The organism is Streptomyces sp. NPDC014676, from assembly GCF_043084105.1.
GTDB lineage: Bacteria > Actinomycetota > Actinomycetes > Streptomycetales > Streptomycetaceae > Streptomyces.
In genome coordinates this window covers 223,767-243,359 of record NZ_JBIBZI010000011.1, presented here as the reverse complement: position 1 = coordinate 243,359, position 19,593 = coordinate 223,767, and the positions used below count along the sequence as shown (strand labels likewise).

At 71.8% G+C, this 19,593-nt stretch carries 19 protein-coding genes; 2 read left to right on the top strand and 17 right to left on the bottom strand.

Going from position 1 to position 19,593, the window contains the following annotated elements; translation table 11 throughout:
* Window positions 1–41: 41 nt before the first annotated feature.
* From ACF1DX_RS28185 to ACF1DX_RS28135, 11 genes are all read right to left on the bottom strand, one after another.
* Window positions 42–569, bottom strand: coding sequence for an NUDIX hydrolase (locus ACF1DX_RS28185; RefSeq protein ID WP_391793932.1), 528 nt, complete (start codon window positions 567–569; stop codon window positions 42–44).
* Window positions 559–1,320 (bottom strand): signal peptidase I, encoded by a 762-nt coding sequence (gene lepB / locus ACF1DX_RS28180; protein WP_391793931.1) that lies wholly within the window; start codon window positions 1,318–1,320, stop codon window positions 559–561. Before lepB (ACF1DX_RS28180) ends, ACF1DX_RS28185 begins: the two co-directional genes overlap by 11 nt.
* Before the next feature lie 33 nt (window positions 1,321–1,353).
* Window positions 1,354–2,343, bottom strand: coding sequence for a signal peptidase I (lepB, locus tag ACF1DX_RS28175; protein ID WP_391793930.1), 990 nt, complete (start codon window positions 2,341–2,343; stop codon window positions 1,354–1,356).
* Window positions 2,255–3,322, bottom strand: a complete 1,068-nt coding sequence (gene lepB / locus ACF1DX_RS28170; RefSeq protein ID WP_391793929.1) for a signal peptidase I — start codon at window positions 3,320–3,322, stop codon at window positions 2,255–2,257. Before lepB (ACF1DX_RS28170) ends, lepB (ACF1DX_RS28175) begins: the two co-directional genes overlap by 89 nt.
* Complete coding sequence (gene lepB, locus ACF1DX_RS28165) at window positions 3,315–4,046, bottom strand: signal peptidase I (RefSeq protein WP_391793928.1); 732 nt, start codon at window positions 4,044–4,046, stop codon at window positions 3,315–3,317. The genes lepB (ACF1DX_RS28170) and lepB (ACF1DX_RS28165) overlap by 8 nt, the downstream gene beginning before the upstream one ends.
* A 45-nt stretch (window positions 4,047–4,091) precedes the next feature.
* The gene (gene rplS / locus ACF1DX_RS28160; RefSeq protein ID WP_004924850.1) at window positions 4,092–4,442 is read right to left on the bottom strand and encodes a 50S ribosomal protein L19; all 351 of its coding nucleotides are present in this window, start codon (window positions 4,440–4,442) and stop codon (window positions 4,092–4,094) included.
* 133 nt (window positions 4,443–4,575) lie between these two features.
* Entirely contained in the window at window positions 4,576–5,409 is an 834-nt protein-coding gene (gene trmD, locus ACF1DX_RS28155) for a tRNA (guanosine(37)-N1)-methyltransferase TrmD (protein ID WP_391793983.1), read from the bottom strand.
* A complete protein-coding gene (rimM, locus tag ACF1DX_RS28150; protein ID WP_391793927.1) occupies window positions 5,409–5,960 on the bottom strand; it encodes a ribosome maturation factor RimM in 552 nt (183 codons plus the stop codon). Before rimM ends, trmD begins: the two co-directional genes overlap by 1 nt.
* A 110-nt stretch (window positions 5,961–6,070) precedes the next feature.
* Window positions 6,071–6,310 carry an RNA-binding protein gene (locus ACF1DX_RS28145; RefSeq protein WP_003973401.1) on the bottom strand — a complete coding sequence of 80 codons (240 nt, stop codon included), beginning with the start codon at window positions 6,308–6,310 and terminating at the stop codon, window positions 6,071–6,073.
* Window positions 6,311–6,312: 2 nt separating this feature from the next.
* Entirely contained in the window at window positions 6,313–6,732 is a 420-nt protein-coding gene (gene rpsP, locus ACF1DX_RS28140) for a 30S ribosomal protein S16 (RefSeq protein WP_030866131.1), read from the bottom strand.
* Between the two features lie 408 nt (window positions 6,733–7,140).
* Window positions 7,141–7,740, bottom strand: a complete 600-nt coding sequence (locus ACF1DX_RS28135; RefSeq protein ID WP_030866134.1) for a hypothetical protein — start codon at window positions 7,738–7,740, stop codon at window positions 7,141–7,143.
* A gap of 584 nt (window positions 7,741–8,324) precedes the next feature.
* Between ACF1DX_RS28135 and ACF1DX_RS28130 the strand changes: the two genes are divergently transcribed.
* A complete protein-coding gene (locus tag ACF1DX_RS28130; RefSeq protein ID WP_391793926.1) occupies window positions 8,325–9,176 on the top strand; it encodes a methyltransferase domain-containing protein in 852 nt (283 codons plus the stop codon).
* 62 nt (window positions 9,177–9,238) lie between these two features.
* Here ACF1DX_RS28130 and ffh read toward each other — a convergent pair whose 3' ends face one another.
* The 5 genes from ffh to ACF1DX_RS28105 all read right to left on the bottom strand — a co-directional run bounded on the left by ffh (window position 9,239) and on the right by ACF1DX_RS28105 (window position 16,991).
* A complete protein-coding gene (ffh, locus tag ACF1DX_RS28125) occupies window positions 9,239–10,789 on the bottom strand; it encodes a signal recognition particle protein (RefSeq protein ID WP_391793925.1) in 1,551 nt (516 codons plus the stop codon).
* Window positions 10,790–11,005: 216 nt separating this feature from the next.
* Complete coding sequence (locus ACF1DX_RS28120) at window positions 11,006–13,447, bottom strand: [protein-PII] uridylyltransferase (RefSeq protein WP_391793924.1); 2,442 nt, start codon at window positions 13,445–13,447, stop codon at window positions 11,006–11,008.
* Between the two features lie 23 nt (window positions 13,448–13,470).
* Window positions 13,471–13,809: a P-II family nitrogen regulator gene (locus ACF1DX_RS28115; protein ID WP_030231663.1), complete on the bottom strand. Its 339-nt coding sequence runs from the start codon at window positions 13,807–13,809 to the stop codon at window positions 13,471–13,473.
* Window positions 13,806–15,146, bottom strand: coding sequence for an ammonium transporter (locus ACF1DX_RS28110; RefSeq protein ID WP_391793923.1), 1,341 nt, complete (start codon window positions 15,144–15,146; stop codon window positions 13,806–13,808). The genes ACF1DX_RS28115 and ACF1DX_RS28110 overlap by 4 nt, the downstream gene beginning before the upstream one ends.
* A 348-nt stretch (window positions 15,147–15,494) precedes the next feature.
* Entirely contained in the window at window positions 15,495–16,991 is a 1,497-nt protein-coding gene (locus tag ACF1DX_RS28105; protein ID WP_391793922.1) for a hypothetical protein, read from the bottom strand.
* A 446-nt stretch (window positions 16,992–17,437) separates the two neighbouring features.
* Here ACF1DX_RS28105 and ACF1DX_RS28100 point away from each other — a divergent pair, with 446 nt between their 5' ends.
* Window positions 17,438–18,103, top strand: coding sequence for a bifunctional DNA primase/polymerase (locus ACF1DX_RS28100; RefSeq protein WP_391793921.1), 666 nt, complete (start codon window positions 17,438–17,440; stop codon window positions 18,101–18,103).
* A 250-nt stretch (window positions 18,104–18,353) separates the two neighbouring features.
* Here the strand turns inward: ACF1DX_RS28100 and ftsY are convergent, their stop codons facing one another.
* Window positions 18,354–19,556, bottom strand: a complete 1,203-nt coding sequence (gene ftsY, locus ACF1DX_RS28095) for a signal recognition particle-docking protein FtsY (RefSeq protein WP_391793920.1) — start codon at window positions 19,554–19,556, stop codon at window positions 18,354–18,356.
* Window positions 19,557–19,593 lie beyond the last annotated feature (37 nt).

Below are 19,593 nucleotides of genomic sequence, written 5' to 3'. Positions count from 1 at the left end.
TTCAGCCGTGCGATCCCACCATTGTGCGCCAGTCCCGGGCGTCACTGGACGATTTCGGTGTCCAGGGTCACGGGTCCGGCCGGGGGGCCTTCGTCGAGCAGCGTGCGCAGCAGCCCGGCGAGTCTGGTCGGATACACCGTCTCATGCGCCCGGGCGAGTTCCGGGTACGTCCACCACCGGGCTCCGGTGACACTGCGCCGCTCCAGCTCGGTCAGCGCCGTGGCCGCCGTCGCGGTCCGGGTGGTGCGGGCGAGGTAGTACCACTCGTCCTGGTCCCAGCGGCGGCCGGCGAACGGGAAGGAGCACCTCCGCCGCCACAGCACGGGGCCGAGTTCGACCTCGGTGATGCCGGTCTCCTCGGCGAGTTCCCGCAGGGCGGCCTGTTCACGGGTCTCGTCGCCCTCCACGCCGCCGCCGGGCGTGAACCACCAGTCGTCGGCCGGGTCGTCCGGTTCATGGCCGTGCAGCAGCAGGATGCGGTCCCGCGGGTCGAGCAGGACGACCCGGGCGACCCTGCGCAGTCCGCCCGTGTACGAGTCCCCGGCCGCCGGGACGGGCTCAGCGGGCACCGGCGGTCCCCGCGTCGGCCCGGGTCCGGGACGCGCCCGCCCGCTTGGCGAAGGGACCGTACGCGGCTCCGCCGAGAATGAGCACGGCACCGGCGATCACCAGCGCGACGACGGTCCTGAGCGGGCCCGGCGAGGAGAGCGCGCCGAGCCGTTCGAAGCCGGTGGGAGCCTTGAGCATGCCGTTCATCGGCCAGACCACGGCGTCGACCCTGGCCTGGACCGTGTCGCGGGAGACGGTGCCGCCGGCGGCGTCGGTCAGATGGGCCGTGGAGTCCAGCGACCCGGAGCGCTCGTCACCGAGCAGGAACAGGCGCCCCTTCGGCACGGTCACCTCGGGGATGGCGCCGAACTCGGCCGCCGTGCCCTCGGAGAGATACGGCTCGTCGATCTCCTCGCCGTTGACCTCCAGCTTGCCGTCCCGGCAGCAGGAGACCGTGTCACCGCCGACGGCGACCACCCGCTTCACCATGGGCAGGTCCGACCACGTCGTGTCCGTGAAGACGACCACGTCACCACGGCGGACGTCGGCGCCGTCGATGCGCTCGGCCAGCACCCGGTCACCGGCACCGATCGTCGGCTCCATCGACGGGGTGGGCACGGTGTACGGCCGGTACAGCACCGCTCCCCAGACGAATCCGCCGAGGAACATCACCAGGCCCAGGGCCACGGCCAGCCCGGACAGACGCTGTCCGGTCCCGCTGCCCGGGCTCCTGCTGCCAGGGACCGTACGCGTCGTGCTCTGACCACTCATGGGCGGCACCCTACCCGGCGGTACCGGACAGGGTCAGCCCTCCCGGCGGCCCTCTCCGACGCCGTGCCGCCGGCGCCGCCAGAGCACCAGCGGCACCGCGCCCGCGAGCGCGAGTCCCTGGGGCGCGGCCGTCAGGACCGCGGCGGGCGACGGTCCGGCGGCCAGGCCGGGCTGGTCGAAGGTGTCCGGGACGGGCAGGTTGGTCCAGCGGTTGACCGGCCAGGCGATGACGACGGCGCGGCCGACGACCTTGTCCACGGGGACCATGCCGTTGTTCTTGTCGCCCTGGTTGTAGCGCGAGTCCCGGGAGTTCTGCCGGTGGTCGCCCATGACCCAGATGTGGCCCTCGGGGACCTTCACCTTGAACTGGCCGCCCTGGTCGTCCTGGCTGCACGGGGTGTTGCCGGGGTACACGTACGGCTCGTTCAGCGCCGTGCCGTTGACCTTCAGCGGGCCGGTGCCCTTGCACTCGATCGTGTCACCGCCGACCCCGACGACCCGCTTGATCAGGTCCTTCTCCTCCGCGGACGGCATCAGACCGATCCAGCTGAGGGCCTTCTGCAGGAGGTTCGGGTCGGGCGTCGGCTCGCCGGCCAGCCAGTTGTCGGGGTCGTGGAAGACCACGACCTCACCGCGCTCGGGCTCGGAGCCGAACCAGGGGGTGAGCTTGTCGACGAGCACCCGGTCACCCTGCTGGAGGGTGTTCTGCATCGAGTCGGAGGGGATGGAGAACGCCTGCACCAGGAACGTCTTGATCAGCAGCGCCAGCACCAGCGCGATACCGATCAGGATCGGCAGTTCCTTCCAGAAGGAGCGGGGCCGCTGCGCCTGGGGGGTGTCGTCGCCCGAACCGCCCTGCGCCGTGGGAGGGCGCCCGTCCCCGGGTCCCTCACCGTCACCCGCCGGGGAGCCGTTCCCGGAGGCCACGAAGTCGTCAGCCGCCGGACCTGCCGCTTCCACGGGACGTCCGCGGTGCTCCTCGCCCCCACGCCCGGACCGTGCGCCAACCGCCGCATCCCCCACGCCAACTCCTCACTCTCTGCCGCCGCCCGCGCCATGCCCGGCGCAGGCCCACCACTCCCATAACGAGCGGGAGTTCCGCAGGGCTCGGGAGCTGGACCATCCCATCGGGGTCGTCCGGGGCAACCCTATGCGACAGCGGGGCGGCCGCGGTCGACCCCGGCGCCGAGTCCGACACGGACGCGTAGGCCGTCGGCTCCTCCAGGGTGCTCCAGTGGCCGAGCGGCCAGGCGATGACCATGGCCCGGCCCACCACCTCCTCCTCGGAGACGGTGCCGCCGTAGTCGGTGTCCTGGTGGGAACGGGAGTCGGCGGAGTTCGCCCGGTGGTCGCCCATCACCCACAGCCGCCCCTCGGGGACGGTGACGTCGAACGGGGTCGTGGACGGGGCGTTGCCGGGGTACAGGTAGTCCTCGTCCAGGGGGACGCCGTTGACGGTGACCCGGCCCTGCTTGTCGCAGCACTGGACGCGGTCGCCGCCGACGCCGACGACCCGCTTGATGAGGTCCTTCTCGTTCTCGGACGGCAGCAGTCCGATGAAGGTGAGACCGTCCTTGACCTGCTTGATCCCGACGGGGTCGTCCTTCTTCGGCGTGGTCTGCTCGTCCTGGAGCCAGCCGCCGGGGTCCTTGAACACGACGACGTCCCCGCGCTGCGGCTTGGATCCGAACCACGGGGTGAGCTTGTCGACCAGCACCCGGTCGCCGATCCGGATCGTCTGCTCCATGGAGCCGGACGGGATGACGAAGGCCTGGACGAGGAACGTCTTCAGCACCAGCGCTATCACCACGGCGACGCCCACGAGGAGGGGGATCTCCTTGACGGCGCTGCGCCTGCGGCGCCGCTTGACCTTGCGCTGGAGCTTGCGCCGCTCGGCCCGGCTGCGTCCGGGGCTCGGACCGGCCGCGCGGCGGGAGCCGGTGGGCAGCAGGTTCTCCGCGGCGCTGTCCGGGACGCCGCGGGGCTTGCCGCGGTTACCCATGGGCGTCCTCCGCCGCGTTCCTCCCCGGGGCGGGCACGCGCGCGTAGGCGTCGGGCCGGTGCAGCCGGGTGGCGTGGTCGAAGGGCCATACGATCCCGTCGGCGCGGCCGATCACGCCGTCGACCGGGATCATGCCGCCGCCGGGCGAGCCGAGGTGGTCGCGGGAGTCACTGGAATCGCTGCGGTGGTCGCCCAGGACGAACAGGCGCCCGTCGGGCACGACGACGTCGAAGGGCACCGTGGAGGGGCTGTCGCCGGGGAACAGGAAGCCCGACTCGTCGACCGACCGGCCGTTCACCCGGATCCTCCCCTCTCCGTCGCAGCAGACCACACGGTCCCCGCCCACCCCGACGACCCGTTTGACGTAGTCGGCGTCACCGAAATACCCGGTGCCGTCGAACACGATCACGTCACCGCGCCGCGGCCCGGCGCCGAAGCGGTATGCCAACTTGTTTACGAGCACGCGGTCCCCGACCCTCAATCCGTGTTCCATCGATCCGCTGGGAATCTGGAACGGCCGCGCCACGAACGTGTTCACCGCCAGCAGGAACAGCAGGCAGAGCAGCAGGGTCAGGGTAATCCGCCCGCCGGGCAGCCATGGCGTGAGGCGCGACACCAACGCGGAACGCGACCGCCCCTCCGGCCCCGCCGTCCCCGAGGTGTTCTCGGGTCCGGCCGGGGGGAGGGAGCGGTCGCGCTCCGTCGGCTGTGCTTCGGTGTCCATCGGGGCCAGATGCTATCCGGCCGCGATATGACGCCGGTAAAGCGCTCAGTTCTCGCGCTTCTCCTTGATCTTCGCCGCCTTGCCGCGCAGCTCGCGCAGGTAGTACAGCTTGGCGCGGCGGACGTCACCGCGGGTGACGAGCTCGATCTTCTCCACGATCGGGGTGTGCACCGGGAAGGTGCGCTCGACGCCGACGGAGAAGGAGACCTTGCGGACCGTGAAGGTCTCGCGCACGCCGGCGCCCTGGCGGCGGATGACCACGCCCTTGAACTGCTGCACACGGGAGCGGTTGCCCTCGATGACGCGCACGTGGACGTTCACGGTGTCGCCGGGACGGAAGGCGGGGACGTCGCTGCGCAGCGACGCGGAGTCGACGGAGTCGAGCAGGTGAGACATTTCGTCTGCTTTCTTCGCTGATGCCGCAGGTCATCAACGGCAACTAGAGGCTGAGGTCGATGCCGTGCGGTTCGGGACGGGCGTCGTGTCCCCCTGCGGCAGGGGCGCACGCCGGACGACGCACAGCAGCGGCCTATTCTTCCACGCCGCCGGTCCTGCGCCAAAATCGGCCGTACGGCTCTCCGGCGGGATCCGGTTCCCAGCCCAGGATGGACAGCATCTCGCGGTCCTTCTTGTCGAACGCCCCGGGATCGCAGCGCTCGATGAGGTCGGGCCGGTTGGCGGTGGTCCGGCGCAGTGCCTCGTCGCGCCGCCAGCGGGCGATCTTCCCGTGGTGGCCGCTGAGCAGCACGTCCGGGATGCCGCGCCCGCGCCACCGCGGCGGCTTGGTGTGGACGGGGCCCTCCAGGAGGCTCGCCATGGCCCCGGGCGCGAAGGAGTCGTCGCGGTGCGACTCGGCGTTGCCGAGGACGCCGGGAAGCAGCCGCGCGACGGCCTCCGTGACGACGAGGACCGCGGCCTCGCCGCCGGCCAGCACATAGTCGCCGATGGACACCTCGTACACGGGCATCCGGGTGGCGTACTCGTCGATGACACGGCGGTCGATGCCCTCGTAGCGGGCCGGGGTGAAGACCAGCCAGGGACGCTCGGAGAGCCGGACGGCGAGTTCCTGGGTGAAGGGACGGCCACTGGGGGTGGGGACGATCAGGGCCGGCTCGCGGGAGCCCGCCTCGTAGCCGTCCGCCAGGACCGAGTCCAGCGCGTCTCCCCACGGCTCGGTCTTCATGACCATGCCGGGGCCACCGCCGTACGGGGTGTCATCGACGGTGTTGTGCCGGTCGTACGTCCAGTCGCGCAGATCGTGCACGTGGACGTCGAGCTGACCGCGCGCGCGTGCCTTGCCCACGAGGGAGACGTTCAGCGGTTCGAGGTACTCGGGGAAGATCGTGACGACGTCGAGCCGCATCACGCCTCGTCTCCGGAGTCCCGGGACGAGGCGACCTCCGTGTGATCGTCGATCAGGCCCGGCGGCGGGTCGATGACCGCGCGCTGCTCCTCCAGGTCGATCTCGGTGACGATCTCCTCGACGAACGGCACGTACACCTCGGTGCCGTCGGGGCGCTCGACCACGAAGAGGTCCTGGGTGGGCAGGTGCGAGATCTCGGTGATCCGGCCGACCTGCTCGCCGTCCTTCGTGACGACGTCGAGGTCGATCAGCTGGTGGTCGTAGTACTCGTCCTCGTCCTCGGGCCGCTCGTCCGGGTCGACGTCGGCGATGAGGAGGGTGTTGCGCAGGGCCTCGGCGGCATTGCGGTCGCGGACGCCCTCGAAGCGCAGCAGGAGGCGGCCGCTGTGGACGCGGCCGGTCTCGATGGTGAGCGGCCCGACGGAGGCGGGGTCGGTGGTCAGGACGGCACCGGGCCCGAGCCTCAGCTCCGGTTCGTCGGTACGGACCTCCACGGTGACCTCGCCCTTGATGCCGTGGGCGCGGCCGATGCGAGCGACTACCAGCTGCACTGTGCTTGATCTCCTGTCGGACTGCGACGAGCCCGTTCACGGCTCGTACGACTGCGGGCCGGGGACGGCCCTGTGGCCCTCCCCGGCCCGAGCCGGTGCTGCGTTCGGCGTCAGCGGACGTGGTCCACGTCGACGAGGTCGACACGGACACCGCGGCCGCCGATGGCGCCCACGACGGTGCGCAGAGCGCGTGCGGTGCGGCCGTTGCGGCCGATCACCTTGCCGAGGTCGTCCGGGTGGACCCGGACCTCGAGCACGCGCCCGCGGCGCAGGTTGCGCGAGGCGACCTGCACATCGTCAGGGTTGTCGACGATGCCCTTCACGAGGTGCTCGAGAGCCTCCTCGAGCATGCTCAGGCCTCGGTCGACGCGGACTCGGCGGCGGCCTCGTCCTTCTTCTCAGCCTTCTTCTTCTGGGTGATCGCCTCACCCTTGCCCTCGTCCTCGCCACCGAGCGCCTCGAAGGACGGGCGGGCGGGCTTCTCGGCCGCCTGAAGCAGCGGGGCCGGGGCGGGCTCGCCCTTGAACTTCTGCCAGTCGCCGGTCTTCTTCAGGATGGCGAGCACGGGCTCGGTCGGCTGGGCGCCGACACCGAGCCAGTACGCCACGCGCTCGGCGTCGACCTCCATCACCGACGGGTTGTACGTCGGGTGGTACTTGCCGATCTCCTCGATGGCCCGGCCGTCACGGCGGGTACGGGAGTCGGCGACGACGATGCGGTAGTGAGGCGAACGGATCTTGCCCAGACGCTTCAGCTTGATCTTGACTGCCACGGGAGTGGACTCTCCTGATTTTGACGTGGTTGGGCACGACGGGATGTGCCGCGTGGGGTTGCGGTACCCGAGTGCCCGATGGACGCGTCAGCCGGAGGAGAGAGGGGTCCTGTTCGGCTGTCGAGTACAGCTGGCCATTCTGCCACACCCTGTGGGGCGGGGGTGACCGAGGGGTGGGCGTGGTTGACGGGCGCCCGGCGCCGGTGCGGGTCGCGCGGCGCGGTAAGGGATACCCCGTGCCGGTGTGGGCCGGGGGATGTTCGCGCGGCCCGGCGCTTACGGGGTGCCTCCCCCAAAGGGGGTACCCCCAGCCCACCCGTGCCGCCCCAGCGGCACGGGGGGGGGCGCGAGGGCGGCACGAGTGATGGCCACCCCGCGTCTCCGGCACCCACGAGATGCCTGAGACGATCAGCTCGCCGCTGCCACCACTTCCGGGATCCGGAAGGGTTTTCCGCAGCCTCCGCAGACGATGGGGGCCTGGGCGAGGACCGAGGGGACGACGCGGACGTTGCGGCCGCAGTCGCAGACGGCCTTGACGCGGACGCCGCCCCCGGAGGAGCCGTGCCGCGCGGCCGGTCCGCGGAAGCTGCGGGCCGTGTCGCCCGCGGTCGCCGCGGAGTGGGCCTTCAGGGCGCGCTGGAGGCGCTCCGTCGTCGGGCGGTAGCGGCGCTTCGCCTCAGGGGTGAGCGTGACCAGGGAGAAGCCGCTGCTGGGATGCGGTTCCTCGGGGTGGTCCAGGCCCAGCTCCTCGGCGATCGCGAGGAATCTGCGGTTGTGGTAGCGGCCGGCGCGGGATGTGTCGCGTACACCGCGCGCGGCGGCGACGCCGTGGACTGCCTCGTGCAGCAGTCGTTCGAAGGAGAGTTCGTGACCGCACGCGGACGACGACTCCCCGATCAGGGACTCGGGCGCGGCAAGATCGGGCAGCTCGGGGTGGTACCGCTGAATATCGGCCCACGCCTGCGCCAGCTCTGCGGCGAGAACAGGTGGTGTCTGTGTCGTGCTCACGTAATGACAACGAGCCTGGGTGCCTCTGTGTTCCGATTCCGGGGCATCCCAAATAATTTGCACGTACCCGTCAGTTGCCGCTGATGCGTCCTGACGAGTACGGGTGCGCTGATCTGCGGAGAAGCCTCGCAGCTCGCCTCAAGGTGGTGCGTAGGCTGACGTACGCCCCCACGTGTAAGCGGTCTCCGCGCGGCGGCGCGCGTGAGGCCCGCGGGTACGCAAGAGGCGTTTCGGTCGCTCTCGCGGGGACCCGGCGCCCGGCTCGGCGGGCACGCCACGGGCGCGACGTTACCGGGTCCGTCCCCGCGACCGCGCACCGCCCCGCCACAAGCCGCTCCCGGTTCCGTGGACCTTGGCCGGAACCGGCGTACGGGTGGCTTCGCCGTGGCGGACCGGACGGTCCGGGATTACCGGAATGTGAATTCTTGCCACTGGCACACGCCGACTGCCGACCGCGGCCGCATTCCACTGGACGACACGACGAGGGCGGAGTTTCCTGGCATACGGGGGGTGTGCGGGCGCACTGCACGGGGGCCAGGGAACGGGGAACTGCGGCAACTCTCGGCTGATTGGGGCGCTTACCTATGACACCTACGCTCGTGCGGCAGCACCCGCCTCGCACGGAGGCCCTCCCCCGTGTGGACCTGCGTGCACGCGCGCGTGACTGGTCCGAGATCCAGGAGCGGATGCTCGTACCGCTCTACGAGGCCGTCTATGAGCGACTGGACGTGGGATCCGCGACTCGGCTGCTCGGCCTCGGCTGCGGCTCCGGGCTGGCCCTGCTGATGGCGGCCTCGCGCGGTGCCGCGGTCACCGGTGTCGACACCTGTGCCGACCGGCTGGCCCTCGCGCGGGAGCGGTTGCTGCCCGACGAGCAGCGGGAGCCACGCGCGCGGGCCGGCCACCGGATCGTGCACGGCTCACCCGCCCAGGCCGCTCGTACGGACGCGTACACCGTGGTGACCGCTTTCGAGCCGATCGGCTGCCTCGCGGGCGACGCGGAGGGGCTGGCCGGTCTGCTCGCCGAGGCGGTGCCGCTCGCCGGGCGCGGAGCGGCCGTGGTGCTGGCCGGCTGGGGTCCGCCGGAGCGGTGTGCCACGGCGTCCGTGCTCCGGGTGGCCACCAAGCTGGCGGAGCCGCTGCGCGGCGCGGGCACCTGGCGCCCCACGGACCGCGACGACCTGGAGCGGGTCGCCGCGCGGGCAGGGCTGAGGCCGGACGGCTCCGGGCGGGTGGCCTGCCCGTTCGGCTACGCCGACGCGGACAGCGCGGTACGGGGCCTGAAGTCGACCGGGCTGTTCGACCCGGCGGTCACGGCCACGGACCAGGCGCAGGTCGACAAGGAACTGGCGGAGGCCCTGCATCCGTACCAGCGGCAGGACGGGACCGTGTGGATGCCGAACGTGTTCCGGTACCTCGTCGCGCGCACGCCCTGAGACACGTCACCGGGGGTGCCCCTCGCGCGAGGGGCACCCCCGGTGACGTACCGGCGCGGGTCTCAGCCCATGAACTTCTTGAACTCGTCGGGCAGCTCGAAGTCCTTGCCGCCCTGCTGCGGCAGCCCGAAGGCGCCCGCGCCCTCCGCGGCGGCGGCGCGGCGCGCGGCCTCCTCCTGCTCCTGCTGCTTGCGCTTCATCGGGTTGCCGGAGCGCTGCTTGCCCTTGGCCTGCTTCTGCTTCTTCTTCGTGCGGCCCGGACCGCCGCCCATGCCCGGCATCCCGGGCATCCCCGGCATGCCGCCGCCCTGGGCCATGCGGGACATCATCTTGCGGGCCTCGAAGAACCGCTCGACCAGGCCCTTCACGGCGCTGACCTCGACACCGGAGCCCTTGGCGATACGGGCACGGCGCGAGCCGTTGATGATCGTCGGCTCCTGGCGCTCGGCCGGGGTCATCGACTTGATGATCGCGGCGGTACGGTCGACGTCCCGCTCGTCCAGGTTGTTGATCTGGTCCTTGATCTGGCCCATGCCGGGGAGCATGCCGAGCAGCTTCGAGATGCTGCCCATCTTCCGGACCTGCTCCATCTGGGCCAGGAAGTCGTCCAGGGTGAAGTCCTGGCCCTTCTTCGACGCCAGCTTGGAGGCCATTTTCTCGGCCTCTTCCTGGCTGAACGTCTTCTCCGCCTGCTCGATCAGGGTGAGCAGGTCACCCATGTCGAGGATGCGGGAGGCCATCCGGTCCGGGTGGAAGGCGTCGAAGTCGTCGAGCTTCTCACCGTTGGACGCGAACATGATCGGCTTGCCGGTGACCTGCCGGATCGACAGCGCCGCACCACCGCGCGCGTCACCGTCGAGCTTGGAGAGCACCACGCCGTCGAAGCCGACGCCGTCGCGGAACGCCTCGGCGGTGTTGACGGCGTCCTGACCGATCATCGCGTCGACGACGAACAGGATCTCGTCCGGGGAGACGGCGTCACGGATGTCCGCGGCCTGCTGCATCATCTCCTGGTCGATGCCCAGGCGGCCGGCGGTGTCCACGATCACGATGTCGTGGACCTTGGTCTTCGCGAAGTCGATGGAGTCCTTGGCGACCTTCACCGGGTCGCCCACGCCGTTGCCCGGCTCGGGCGCGTAGACGGCGACGCCCGCGCGCTCGGCGACGACGCTGAGCTGGTTGACGGCGTTGGGGCGCTGGAGGTCGGCGGCGACCAGCACCGGCGAGTGGCCCTGCTCCTTCAGCCAGCGGCCGAGCTTGCCCGCGAGGGTGGTCTTACCGGCACCCTGCAGACCGGCCAGCATGATCACGGTGGGGGGCTGCTTGGCGAAGCGCAGCCGGCGGGTCTCGCCACCCAGGATCGTGACGAGTTCGTCGTTCACGATCTTGAGAACCTGCTGGGCCGGGTTCAGCGCCTTGGAGACCTCGGCGCCGAGCGACCTCTCCTTCACGTTCTTGATGAAGGCCCGGACGACGGGCAGGGCCACGTCCGCTTCAAGGAGGGCGATGCGGATCTCACGCGCCGTGGCGTCGATGTCCGCTTCGCTCAGCCGGCCTTTTCCGCGGAGATTTTTGAAGGTCGCGCTGAGGCGGTCGGAGAGAGTATCGAACACGGCGGCGTCGGTCCTCAGGGTCGGAGTCGGTACGGGCTGCCCTCCAGGGTATCCGGACCGGCAAGCGAATCGTCCCCTCCACCGACGTCGGTGGAGGAGACGAACACCCCGCTTCGCCGGGAACCCGCAGGACACACCTGAGCGCCAAGGGCACGTTCCGGACCACCCCGCGGCGGCGGGGACCACACTCGGTCACCGCACGGGACGACCGCGCGGTCACGCCCGCAGCGTCTCCTCCAGTTTCCGGGCCACCGCCGCGGCCTCCTCGGAGGGCAGCGGGGCTCCCTCGGTGCCGGTCACGTAGAAGGCGTCGACGGCGTTGGCGCCCAGTGTGCTCACATGTGCACTCCGCACCCGTACCGCCGCGTCCTCCAGCGCCCGTCCGATCCGGAACAGCAGGCCCGGCGCGTCCTGCGCGCGGACCTCCATCACGGTGGCGTGCCGGGAGGCGGCCGGGGCGACCGTCACGCGCGGCGGCGGGGCGATCATGCCCCGGCGGCGCGGGTAGGCGGCGTCCCGCTCGGCGAGGCGGGCGGCGATGTCCAGGCTGCCGTCGAGGGCGCGTACGAGGTCCGCGCGGAGCCGGGCGGCCTGGGGCAGGGAGCCGTACTCGGCGGCGACCCGCCAGTCCAGCAGCAGCACGGAGCCGTCCACGCCGTCCGGGAGGTCCACCGCCCGCAGCTCCGCGGTCCGCACGGTCAGCCGGTGCAGGGCGAGCACCCCGGCCACGGCGGGCAGCACACCCGCCTGGTCGGGTACGGCGATGCGCAGTTCCACGCCCAGGGGTTCGGGGTCGCCGGAGGGCTCGGCGGGCGGCTCGGTCTGTGCCCGCAGGGACAGCACGGGCGCGCCCGTGGCGACGGCCTCGATCGCGAGGCGCTCCTGTTCCGCGGTGGGCGCGGCTTCCTCGGGCCCGTCCGGGGCGTCCCCGGAGAGCACGGCGGAGACCCGTTCGACCAGGTCGGTGACGAGCGAGGCGCGCCAGGACGACCAGGCGGCGGGCCCGGTGGCGAGGGCGTCCGCCTCGGTGAGGGCGTGCAGCAGTTCGAGGGTGCCCTGAGTGCCGACGGCCTCCGCCACCGCGCGCACCGTGGCGGGGTCCTCCAGGTCGCGCCGGGTGGCGGTCTCGACGAGCAGCAGATGGTGACGCACGAGAGTGGCGATCACCGTGACGTCGTGCTGGTCGAAGCCGATGCGGGCGGCCACGTCCCGGGCGATGACCTCGCCGGCCACCGAGTGGTCGCCGGGCCAGCCCTTGCCGATGTCGTGCAGCAACGCGGCGACCAGCAGCAGGTCGGGGCGGCTGACGCGGCGGGTGAACGCGGAGGCGCGTACGGCGGTCTCGATGAGGTGCCGGTCGACGGTCCACAGATGCACGGCGTTGCGCTGCGGACGGCAGCGCACCCGGTCCCAGTCCGGCAGCAGCAGGCTGACCAGGCCCTCCGCCTCCAGTGCCTCCCAGACCTCGACGGTGGGGCGGCCGGAGCCCAGCAGGGTCACGAGCTGTTCCCGTGCCTCGGCGGGCCACGGCGTGGGCAGGGGGCGCGCCCCGGTGGCCATGCGCCGTGCGGCGTGCAGGGAGAGCGGGAGCCCGGCCTGGGCGGCGGCGGCCGCGGCGCGCAGGGGAAGCACGGGGTCGCGTTCGGGGCGCGCCGCGCGGGCGAGCACCACCTCGCCGTCGTGTTCCACGACCCCTTCGGCCAGCGGGGAACGCTCGGGCGCCGGCTTCCCGCCGCCCCACATGGCACGCAGTCGGGGCCGCACCGCGCGGGAGCGCAGGACGCGGCCGACTTCGCGCCAGGTGACGTCACCGGCGTAGGCGATGACCCGCGCGGCCTCGTAGACCTGCCGCAGCAGCACGTCCGCGTCGAGCACGCCCAGTTCGGCCGCGACCTGGTCCTGTTCCTGGAGCGCGAGCCGGTCGGTGGCCCGCCCGGTCGTCAGGTGCAGGGCGTCCCGTACGTCGAGGAGCCGGCGGCGGGCGTCGGCGAGGCCCTCGCGCGGGGCGTCGGCGAGCCAGGAGGCGGCCACCGCGCGCAGGGCGGTGGCGTCGCGCAGTCCGCCGCGGGCCTCCTTGAGGTCGGGTTCCAGGAGGTACTGCAGTTCGCCCTGGCGTTCGGCACGTTCCTCGCACAGCTCCCGCAGGGCGGGGAGGCGTTTCGGCGCCTGGTTGCGCCAGTCGGCGAGCACCGCCGTGCGCAGCGCGGTGGTGAGGCCGAGGTCACCGGCGATGTGCCGGGCGTCCAGGAGTCCGAGCTGCACCTTGAGGTCCTCGCCCGCGGTCTTGCGCGCCTCGGCCGGGGTGCGGACGGAGTGGTCGAGGGCGAGGCCCAGGTCCCAGACGGGGTACCAGAGGCGGTCCGCGAGGGCGGCGACCGCATCGGGGTCGGTGCCGTCGTGCAGCAGGAGCAGATCGAGGTCGCTGCGCGGGGAGAGTTCCGCGCGCCCGTAGCCGCCCACGGCGACCAGGGACACCCCGCGCGCCTCCTGCGCGCCCGCCGCGAACAGTCCGCCGAGCCAGTCGTCGGTGAGGTCCGCGAGGGCACTGCGGCGCGGCGGCCCGGACCGCGCGTCCTCGGTGAGGAGGCGCAGCCGGGCCGCCGCGTAACCGCCGGGTCCCGAGTCCTCTGCTTCTTTCGTCACGTCCGTACTCGTCACCCGGCGGCTCCCGTTCTCGTGTGTCAGAGGGCGTCCGGACCGCGCTCGCCGGTCCGCACCCGTACGGCCGTCTCGACCGGGATCGACCAGACCTTGCCGTCACCGATCTTGCCGGTGCGGGCCGCCTTGACCACGACGTCGATGAGCTGCTCGGCGTCGTCGTCCTCGACCAGCACCTCGATGCGGATCTTGGGCACCAGGTCGACGGTGTACTCGGCACCGCGGTAGACCTCGGTGTGGCCGCGCTGACGGCCGTAGCCGCTGGCCTCGGTGACGGTCAGTCCGTGTACTCCGAAGGCCTGCAGGGCCTCCTTGATCTCGTCGAGCCGGTGCGGCTTCACGACGGCGGTGATGAGCTTCATGCGTCCACCTTCTTGCTCTCGGCCGGGGCGACGGGGGCGGTGGCGGCGGTGCGGGCCGCGCCGCCGCCGGCGCCGCTGAAGTCGTATGCGGTCTCGGCGTGCTCGGCCTGGTCGATGCCGGCCACCTCGTCGTCCTCGGAGACTCGCATACCGATGGTCTTGTCGAGGAGGAAGGCGAGGACCGCGGAGACGACCAGGGAGTAGGCGAGGACGCCGAAGACACCGGCGCACTGCTTCCAGAACTGGTCCAGGCCGCCGCCGTAGAAGAGGCCCGCGACGTCGGACTGGCCCTTGCCGGTGGCGAAGAAGCCGATGAGCAGGGAGCCGAGGATGCCGCCGACGAGGTGGACGCCGACGACGTCGAGGGAGTCGTCGTAGCCGAACCTGTACTTGAGGCCGACGGCCATGGCGCACAGCACACCGGCGATGACACCGACGGCGATCGCGCCGAGCGGGGAGACCGCGCCGCCGGCCGGGGTGATGGCGACCAGACCGGCGACCGCGCCGGAGGCGGCGCCCAGCGTGGTGAACGCGCCGTGGCGGATCTTCTCGTAGGCGAGCCAGCCGAGGACGGCGGCACCGGTGGCGACCTGGGTGTTGACGAACATCAGCGCGCCGACGCCGTCGTCGTTGCCGAGCCAGGAGCCGGCGTTGAAGCCGAACCAGCCGAACCACAGCAGACCGGCGCCGAGCATGACCAGCGGGAGGCTGTGCGGGCGCATCGGGTCCTTCTTGAAGCCGACGCGCTTGCCGATCACCAGGATCACGCCGAGCGCGGCGGCACCGGCGTTGATGTGGACGGCCGTACCGCCGGCGAAGTCGATGACGCCCAGCTCGAAGGCCCAGCCGCCGGCGCCCCAGACCCAGTGCGCGACCGGGAAGTAGACGACGGTGGCCCACAGGGCGATGAACAGCGCCCACGCGGTGAACTTCACGCGGTCCGCGAGGGCGCCGCTGATCAGGGCGGGCGTGAGGACGGCGAACATCAGCTGGAAGACCAGGAAGACGAAGACGGGGATGGTGTAGCCGTCCCACAGCTCCGTCAGGCCGATGTCGCTCAGTCCGACCCAGTCGGAGTTCCAGCCGATGACGCTCCCGGAGTCGGTGCCGAACGCCATGGAGAAGCCGTACAGCACCCACAGGACGGTGACGATACCGAGGCTGATGAAGCTCATCATCAGCATGTTCAGCGTGCTCTTGACGCGGACCATGCCTCCGTAGAAGAAGGCGAGACCCGGGGTCATGAGCATCACCAGGGCGGAACAGATGAGCATGAACCCTGTGTTGGCGGCGGACAGCGTGGGCGCGTCTGCGGCCAGGGTGATGGCTGGTGCCATCGGCGTCTCCTCGTCGTTGGTACGGCCCCGTGCGGGCGAAGCCTCGAGCGGATTGAGGGGTGGGCCGGTTATGCGCCATGAGATTGGCGCAGCGCCGTTTCGGTGGAAGCCCCTCGTTGTTTCGCCGCCGTGACGAAGGCACCCGGCGTGTTACGGGTCGATGAACTGCCGGATCCGGGGCGCGCCGATCGTTATCGTGGCGCAACCTTCGGTGTACGGCGGTGAGCCGTGGCCGGGGAGACACACGACCGGCCGCGGCCGGCCTCCGAATGACCTGGCATGGGGGAGCCGAGTCGGGCAGTTCGGGAGGGCCGGCCGCGGCCGGGGCCTAGCGGTACCTCGGGGGTGTCAGACCGCCTCCGCGGACTCGGGCAGCTCGATCGCGAGCCGCTCGCCGAGTTCGACGACTTCGGCGAGGTCCCCGAAGTCGCGTACGGCGGTGTCGACCGTCTTTCGGATACGGGTGTTGACGCGCTCGGAACGGACCTTCTTGGCCGCCTTGATGGCGTCGGTGGCGAGAACCGCGCTCTGTTCGGGCTCGCTCTGCAGCAGGTGGACGGTGGCCATGCCGATCAGGTTGAGGGCGTAGGAGCGCTGGTGTTCGCCGCCCTCCTTGCCGAACAGCTCCACGGCCCGCCGCATCAGCGGCTCGGCGAGCGAGGCGTAGGTGGGGCTGCGGCCGGCGACGTAGGCGAGGTCGCGGTAGGAGTGGGCGTTCTCCGCGTACAGCTCGGCCTCGGAGAAGAAGCCGATCCAGTCGGCGTCGGGCTCGTCCCACTCGTCGGCCTCGGCGAAGGTGTCCTCGGCCATCCGCACCGCCCGCTTGCAGCGGCCGGGCTGGCCCATGTTGGCGTAGGCGCGGGCCTCCATCGCATACAGCATGGACTGGGTTCGCGGGCTGGCGCAGTCCCGGCTGCCGTACTGCGCGAGGTGGATCAGCTCCAGGGCGTCCTCGGGCCGGCCGAGGTGGATCATCTGCCGGCTCATGCTGGACAGCACGTACGAGCCGAGCGGCCGGTCGCCGGCCTCCTTGGCGGCGTGCAGGGCGAGCACGAAGTACTTCTGCGCGGTGGGCTGGAGCCCCACGTCGTACGACATCCAGCCGGCCAGTTCGGCGAGTTCGGCGGCGACCTTGAACAGGCGCCGGGTGGTGGACTCGGGCTGGGGCTCCTGGAGCAGGTCGGTCACCTCGTGCAGCTGTCCGACGACCGCCTTGCGGCGCAGGCCGCCGCCGCACTGGGCGTCCCACTGCCGGAACATCACGGTGGTGGTCTCCAGCAGGTCCAGCTCCGGCTTGGACAGCCGGCCGCGGGCGCGTGCGGCGGAGGACACCGGGTCGGCCTCGGGCCGGGCCGACGTGGCGGACGGGGAGGGGACGAGCCAGCGCTGCATGGGCTCGATGAGGGACGGGCCCGCGGAGAGGGCCAGCGAGCTCCCGAGGAAGCCGCGCCGCGCCAGCATCAGGTCGCTGCGCGAGAACTCGCTGAGCAGGGCCACGGTCTGCGGGCCCGTCCAGGGGAGGTCGACGCCGGTCGCGGAGGGTGCCGGGCGGGTGGTGCGCAGGCCCAGGTCCTCGACGGAGACGACGACGCCGAAGCGTTCGGAGAACAGTTCGGACAGGATTCTGGGGATCGGCTCGCGCGGGTTCTCGCCGTCCAGCCAGCGGCGTACGCGTGAGGTGTCGGTGGAGATGTGGTTGGCGCCCAGCTGGCGTGCCCTGCGGTTGACCTGGCGGGCGAGCTCGCCCTTGGACCAGCCGCTGCGGACGAACCACGACGCGAGCAGCTCGTTCGGGCGTTTCTCCGCACTCGTAGCGTTCGTCCCGCCACCGCCGTTGCCGCTCACTGGAACGCCCCCATCCCTGAAGACCACTTGTCGCCGATTGCGCCAAGCCCTATCAGAATGCCGGTCATCGGGGCCGCCCGTCCGACGGTTGTCACCCTTCGAACGGAGAGCCGAGTTGCCTCCGGCATACCCACGAGTGCATGTGCCCCAAGAAGCCGTGCACACAAAGTAACCCTACGATCACCCGCCCCACCATGACGGAACCGCAATCGCCACCATTCGCCACCCCTTCGAATGAACTCACCGTTGCCGCCCCGCGATTCACTTGACACCGGACAGCCAAGAGTGGATGCAGCGATGCACCTAGGGGCGCGCATCGCCGGACGCACCACCCTGAGCGCTTCGAAGCGCTGGTTGAGCGGAACGGCGCCGGGAAGCTGGAAACAGAGAGTCACTTTCCGCGTTCGCTACGTGACCACCGGTACGTCGGACCCGTTGGAGGGGGCATGGGCTTCACGATCGGCATCAGTCGGGGCATCCGCGACATCCGGTCCGGTTCGCGTCGCCGGAGCCGCTCCTCGGACGGCACCGTCGTGGCGGAGTACACCGGGTTGTGGGGCTGGGACGTGGTGCCGGGCGTCCGGGCCGCCGCGGGCGTCTGCTCCTGCGGCCGCGCCGGCTGCCGGGCACCGGGCGCGCATCCGCTGGACCACGCGCCGGTGATCCGCGCCGGGGCCCCGCTGGACGAGGTGACCGCGGTCTGGTCGGAGTTCCCGGGGGCCTCGCTGATGCTGCCGGTCGGGCGGGCGTTCGACGTGATCGAGGTCGCGGAGGCCGCCGGACGCCACGCCCTGGCCCGGCTGGAGCGCATGGGCCTGCCGGTCGGCCCGGTCACCGCCACCCCGGACGGCCGCGCCCACTTCCTCGTCGCCCCCGGCGCCGCCGCCGCGCTCCCCGACCTGCTCTACCGCATGGGCTGGGACGTCCCCGCCGCCCTGGACCTGCGCGGCCTCGGACCCGGCACGCACATCACGGCACCACCGTCCGACCGGGGCGGCCTGGGCCCGGTCCGCTGGCTCCGCTCCCCCGCCCTGGACTCGGCGACCCGCCCGCCGGAGGCCCGCCTGCTCCTGGGCACCCTGGCCTACGTGGCCCACCGCTCGGGAACGTAACCGTCCCCGCGGGCAGTCGTGCCTCCCCCCGTGCCTTAAAGGCCTGGGAGGTGCCCCCAGGGCGGCACGGGTGGGCTGGGGGTGCCCCCTCTGGGGGAGGCACCCCGCAAACGCCGGGCCGCGCGACGCCCCCGGCCCACACCCACGCCGGAGCCCCCGGACATGGCGAAGCGCCCGTCCCCCGGTCTACTCAGGGGCGGGCGCTTCTTCGCGTCTGCCGAATCCGTCCGACGGAGTCGGAGTCAGGACCTCACTCCCCGATAAGGGCATCCACGAACGCCTCCGGCTCGAACGGCGCCAGATCGTCCGCCCCCTCACCGAGCCCGATCAGCTTGACCGGCACACCCAGCTCGCGCTGCACGGCGATCACGATGCCGCCCTTGGCCGTACCGTCCAGCTTGGTGAGCACGATGCCGGTGATGTCGACGACTTCGGCGAACACCCGCGCCTGGACCAGACCGTTCTGCCCGGTGGTCGCGTCGAGCACGAGCAGCACCTCGTCCAGCGGGGCCTGCTTCTCCACGACCCGCTTGACCTTGCCGAGCTCGTCCATGAGACCGGTCTTGGTGTGCAGCCGCCCCGCGGTGTCGATGAGCACGGCGTCGGCGGCCATCTCCTTGCCCTCCTTGACCGCGTCGAACGCGACGGAGGCGGGGTCGCCGCCCTCCGGGCCGCGCACGGTGTGGGCGCCGACCCGCTCGCCCCAGGTCTGCAACTGGTCGGCGGCGGCGGCACGGAAGGTGTCGGCGGCGCCGAGCACGACGGTGTTGCCGTCGGCGACCAGGACGCGGGCGAGCTTGCCGGTGGTGGTGGTCTTGCCGGTGCCGTTGACGCCGACGACCATCACGATGCCGGGGCCGCCGGCCGCGTTCTCGGTGTGCACGGTGCGGTCCATCTCGGGGCCGACCAGCGTGATCAGCTCCTCACGGAGCAGTCCGCGCAGCTCCTCGGGGGTGCGGGTGCCGAGCACCTTCACGCGCTCGCGCAGCCGCTCGACCAGCTCCTGGGTGGGCTGCACACCGACGTCGGCGGTGAGCAGGGTGTCCTCGATCTCCTCCCAGGTGTCCTCGTCGAGGTGCTCGCGGGACAGCAGGACGAGCAGGCCCTTGCCCAGGGCGTTCTGCGAACGGGAGAGACGGGCCCGCAGCCGGACCAGACGGCCGGCGGTGGGCTCCGGGATCTCGATCTCGGGAGCCTCGGCGGCGGGCGGTTCCTCGATGACGACGGGACCCGCGCCCGCCGGAAGATCAACCTCCTCTATGGTGCGCCGCGGTTCCTCCCGCGGCGTCTCGGCCTCTTCGCCGACGTGCGGTTCGGCCGGAGGGGCGGTGATGTCGGGCGCGGCGGGCGGCGGCGGGGGCAGCGGCTTCTTGCGCCGGCTGCCGACGATGAGCCCGCCGAGCGCGCCGAGCACGACCACGGCGATGACTACAGCAAGGATGACGATGTCCATAACAGCCCCAGTATGGCGTGACCTCCCGCGAGGCCGT

Coding starts and splice junctions, on each gene's coding strand:
- lepB (WP_391793931.1), bottom strand. CDS start 1,320: ATGAGTGGTCAGAGCACGACGCGTACGGTCCCTGGCAGCAGGAGCCCG.
- lepB (WP_391793929.1), bottom strand. CDS start 3,322: ATGGGTAACCGCGGCAAGCCCCGCGGCGTCCCGGACAGCGCCGCGGAG.
- lepB (WP_391793928.1), bottom strand. CDS start 4,046: ATGGACACCGAAGCACAGCCGACGGAGCGCGACCGCTCCCTCCCCCCG.
- rplS (WP_004924850.1), bottom strand. CDS start 4,442: ATGTCTCACCTGCTCGACTCCGTCGACTCCGCGTCGCTGCGCAGCGAC.
- trmD (WP_391793983.1), bottom strand. CDS start 5,409: ATGCGGCTCGACGTCGTCACGATCTTCCCCGAGTACCTCGAACCGCTG.
- ACF1DX_RS28145 (WP_003973401.1), bottom strand. CDS start 6,310: ATGCTCGAGGAGGCTCTCGAGCACCTCGTGAAGGGCATCGTCGACAAC.
- ACF1DX_RS28130 (WP_391793926.1), top strand. CDS start 8,325: ATGACACCTACGCTCGTGCGGCAGCACCCGCCTCGCACGGAGGCCCTC.
- ACF1DX_RS28115 (WP_030231663.1), bottom strand. CDS start 13,809: ATGAAGCTCATCACCGCCGTCGTGAAGCCGCACCGGCTCGACGAGATC.
- ACF1DX_RS28110 (WP_391793923.1), bottom strand. CDS start 15,146: ATGGCACCAGCCATCACCCTGGCCGCAGACGCGCCCACGCTGTCCGCC.
- ACF1DX_RS28100 (WP_391793921.1), top strand. CDS start 17,438: ATGGGCTTCACGATCGGCATCAGTCGGGGCATCCGCGACATCCGGTCC.
- ftsY (WP_391793920.1), bottom strand. CDS start 19,556: ATGGACATCGTCATCCTTGCTGTAGTCATCGCCGTGGTCGTGCTCGGC.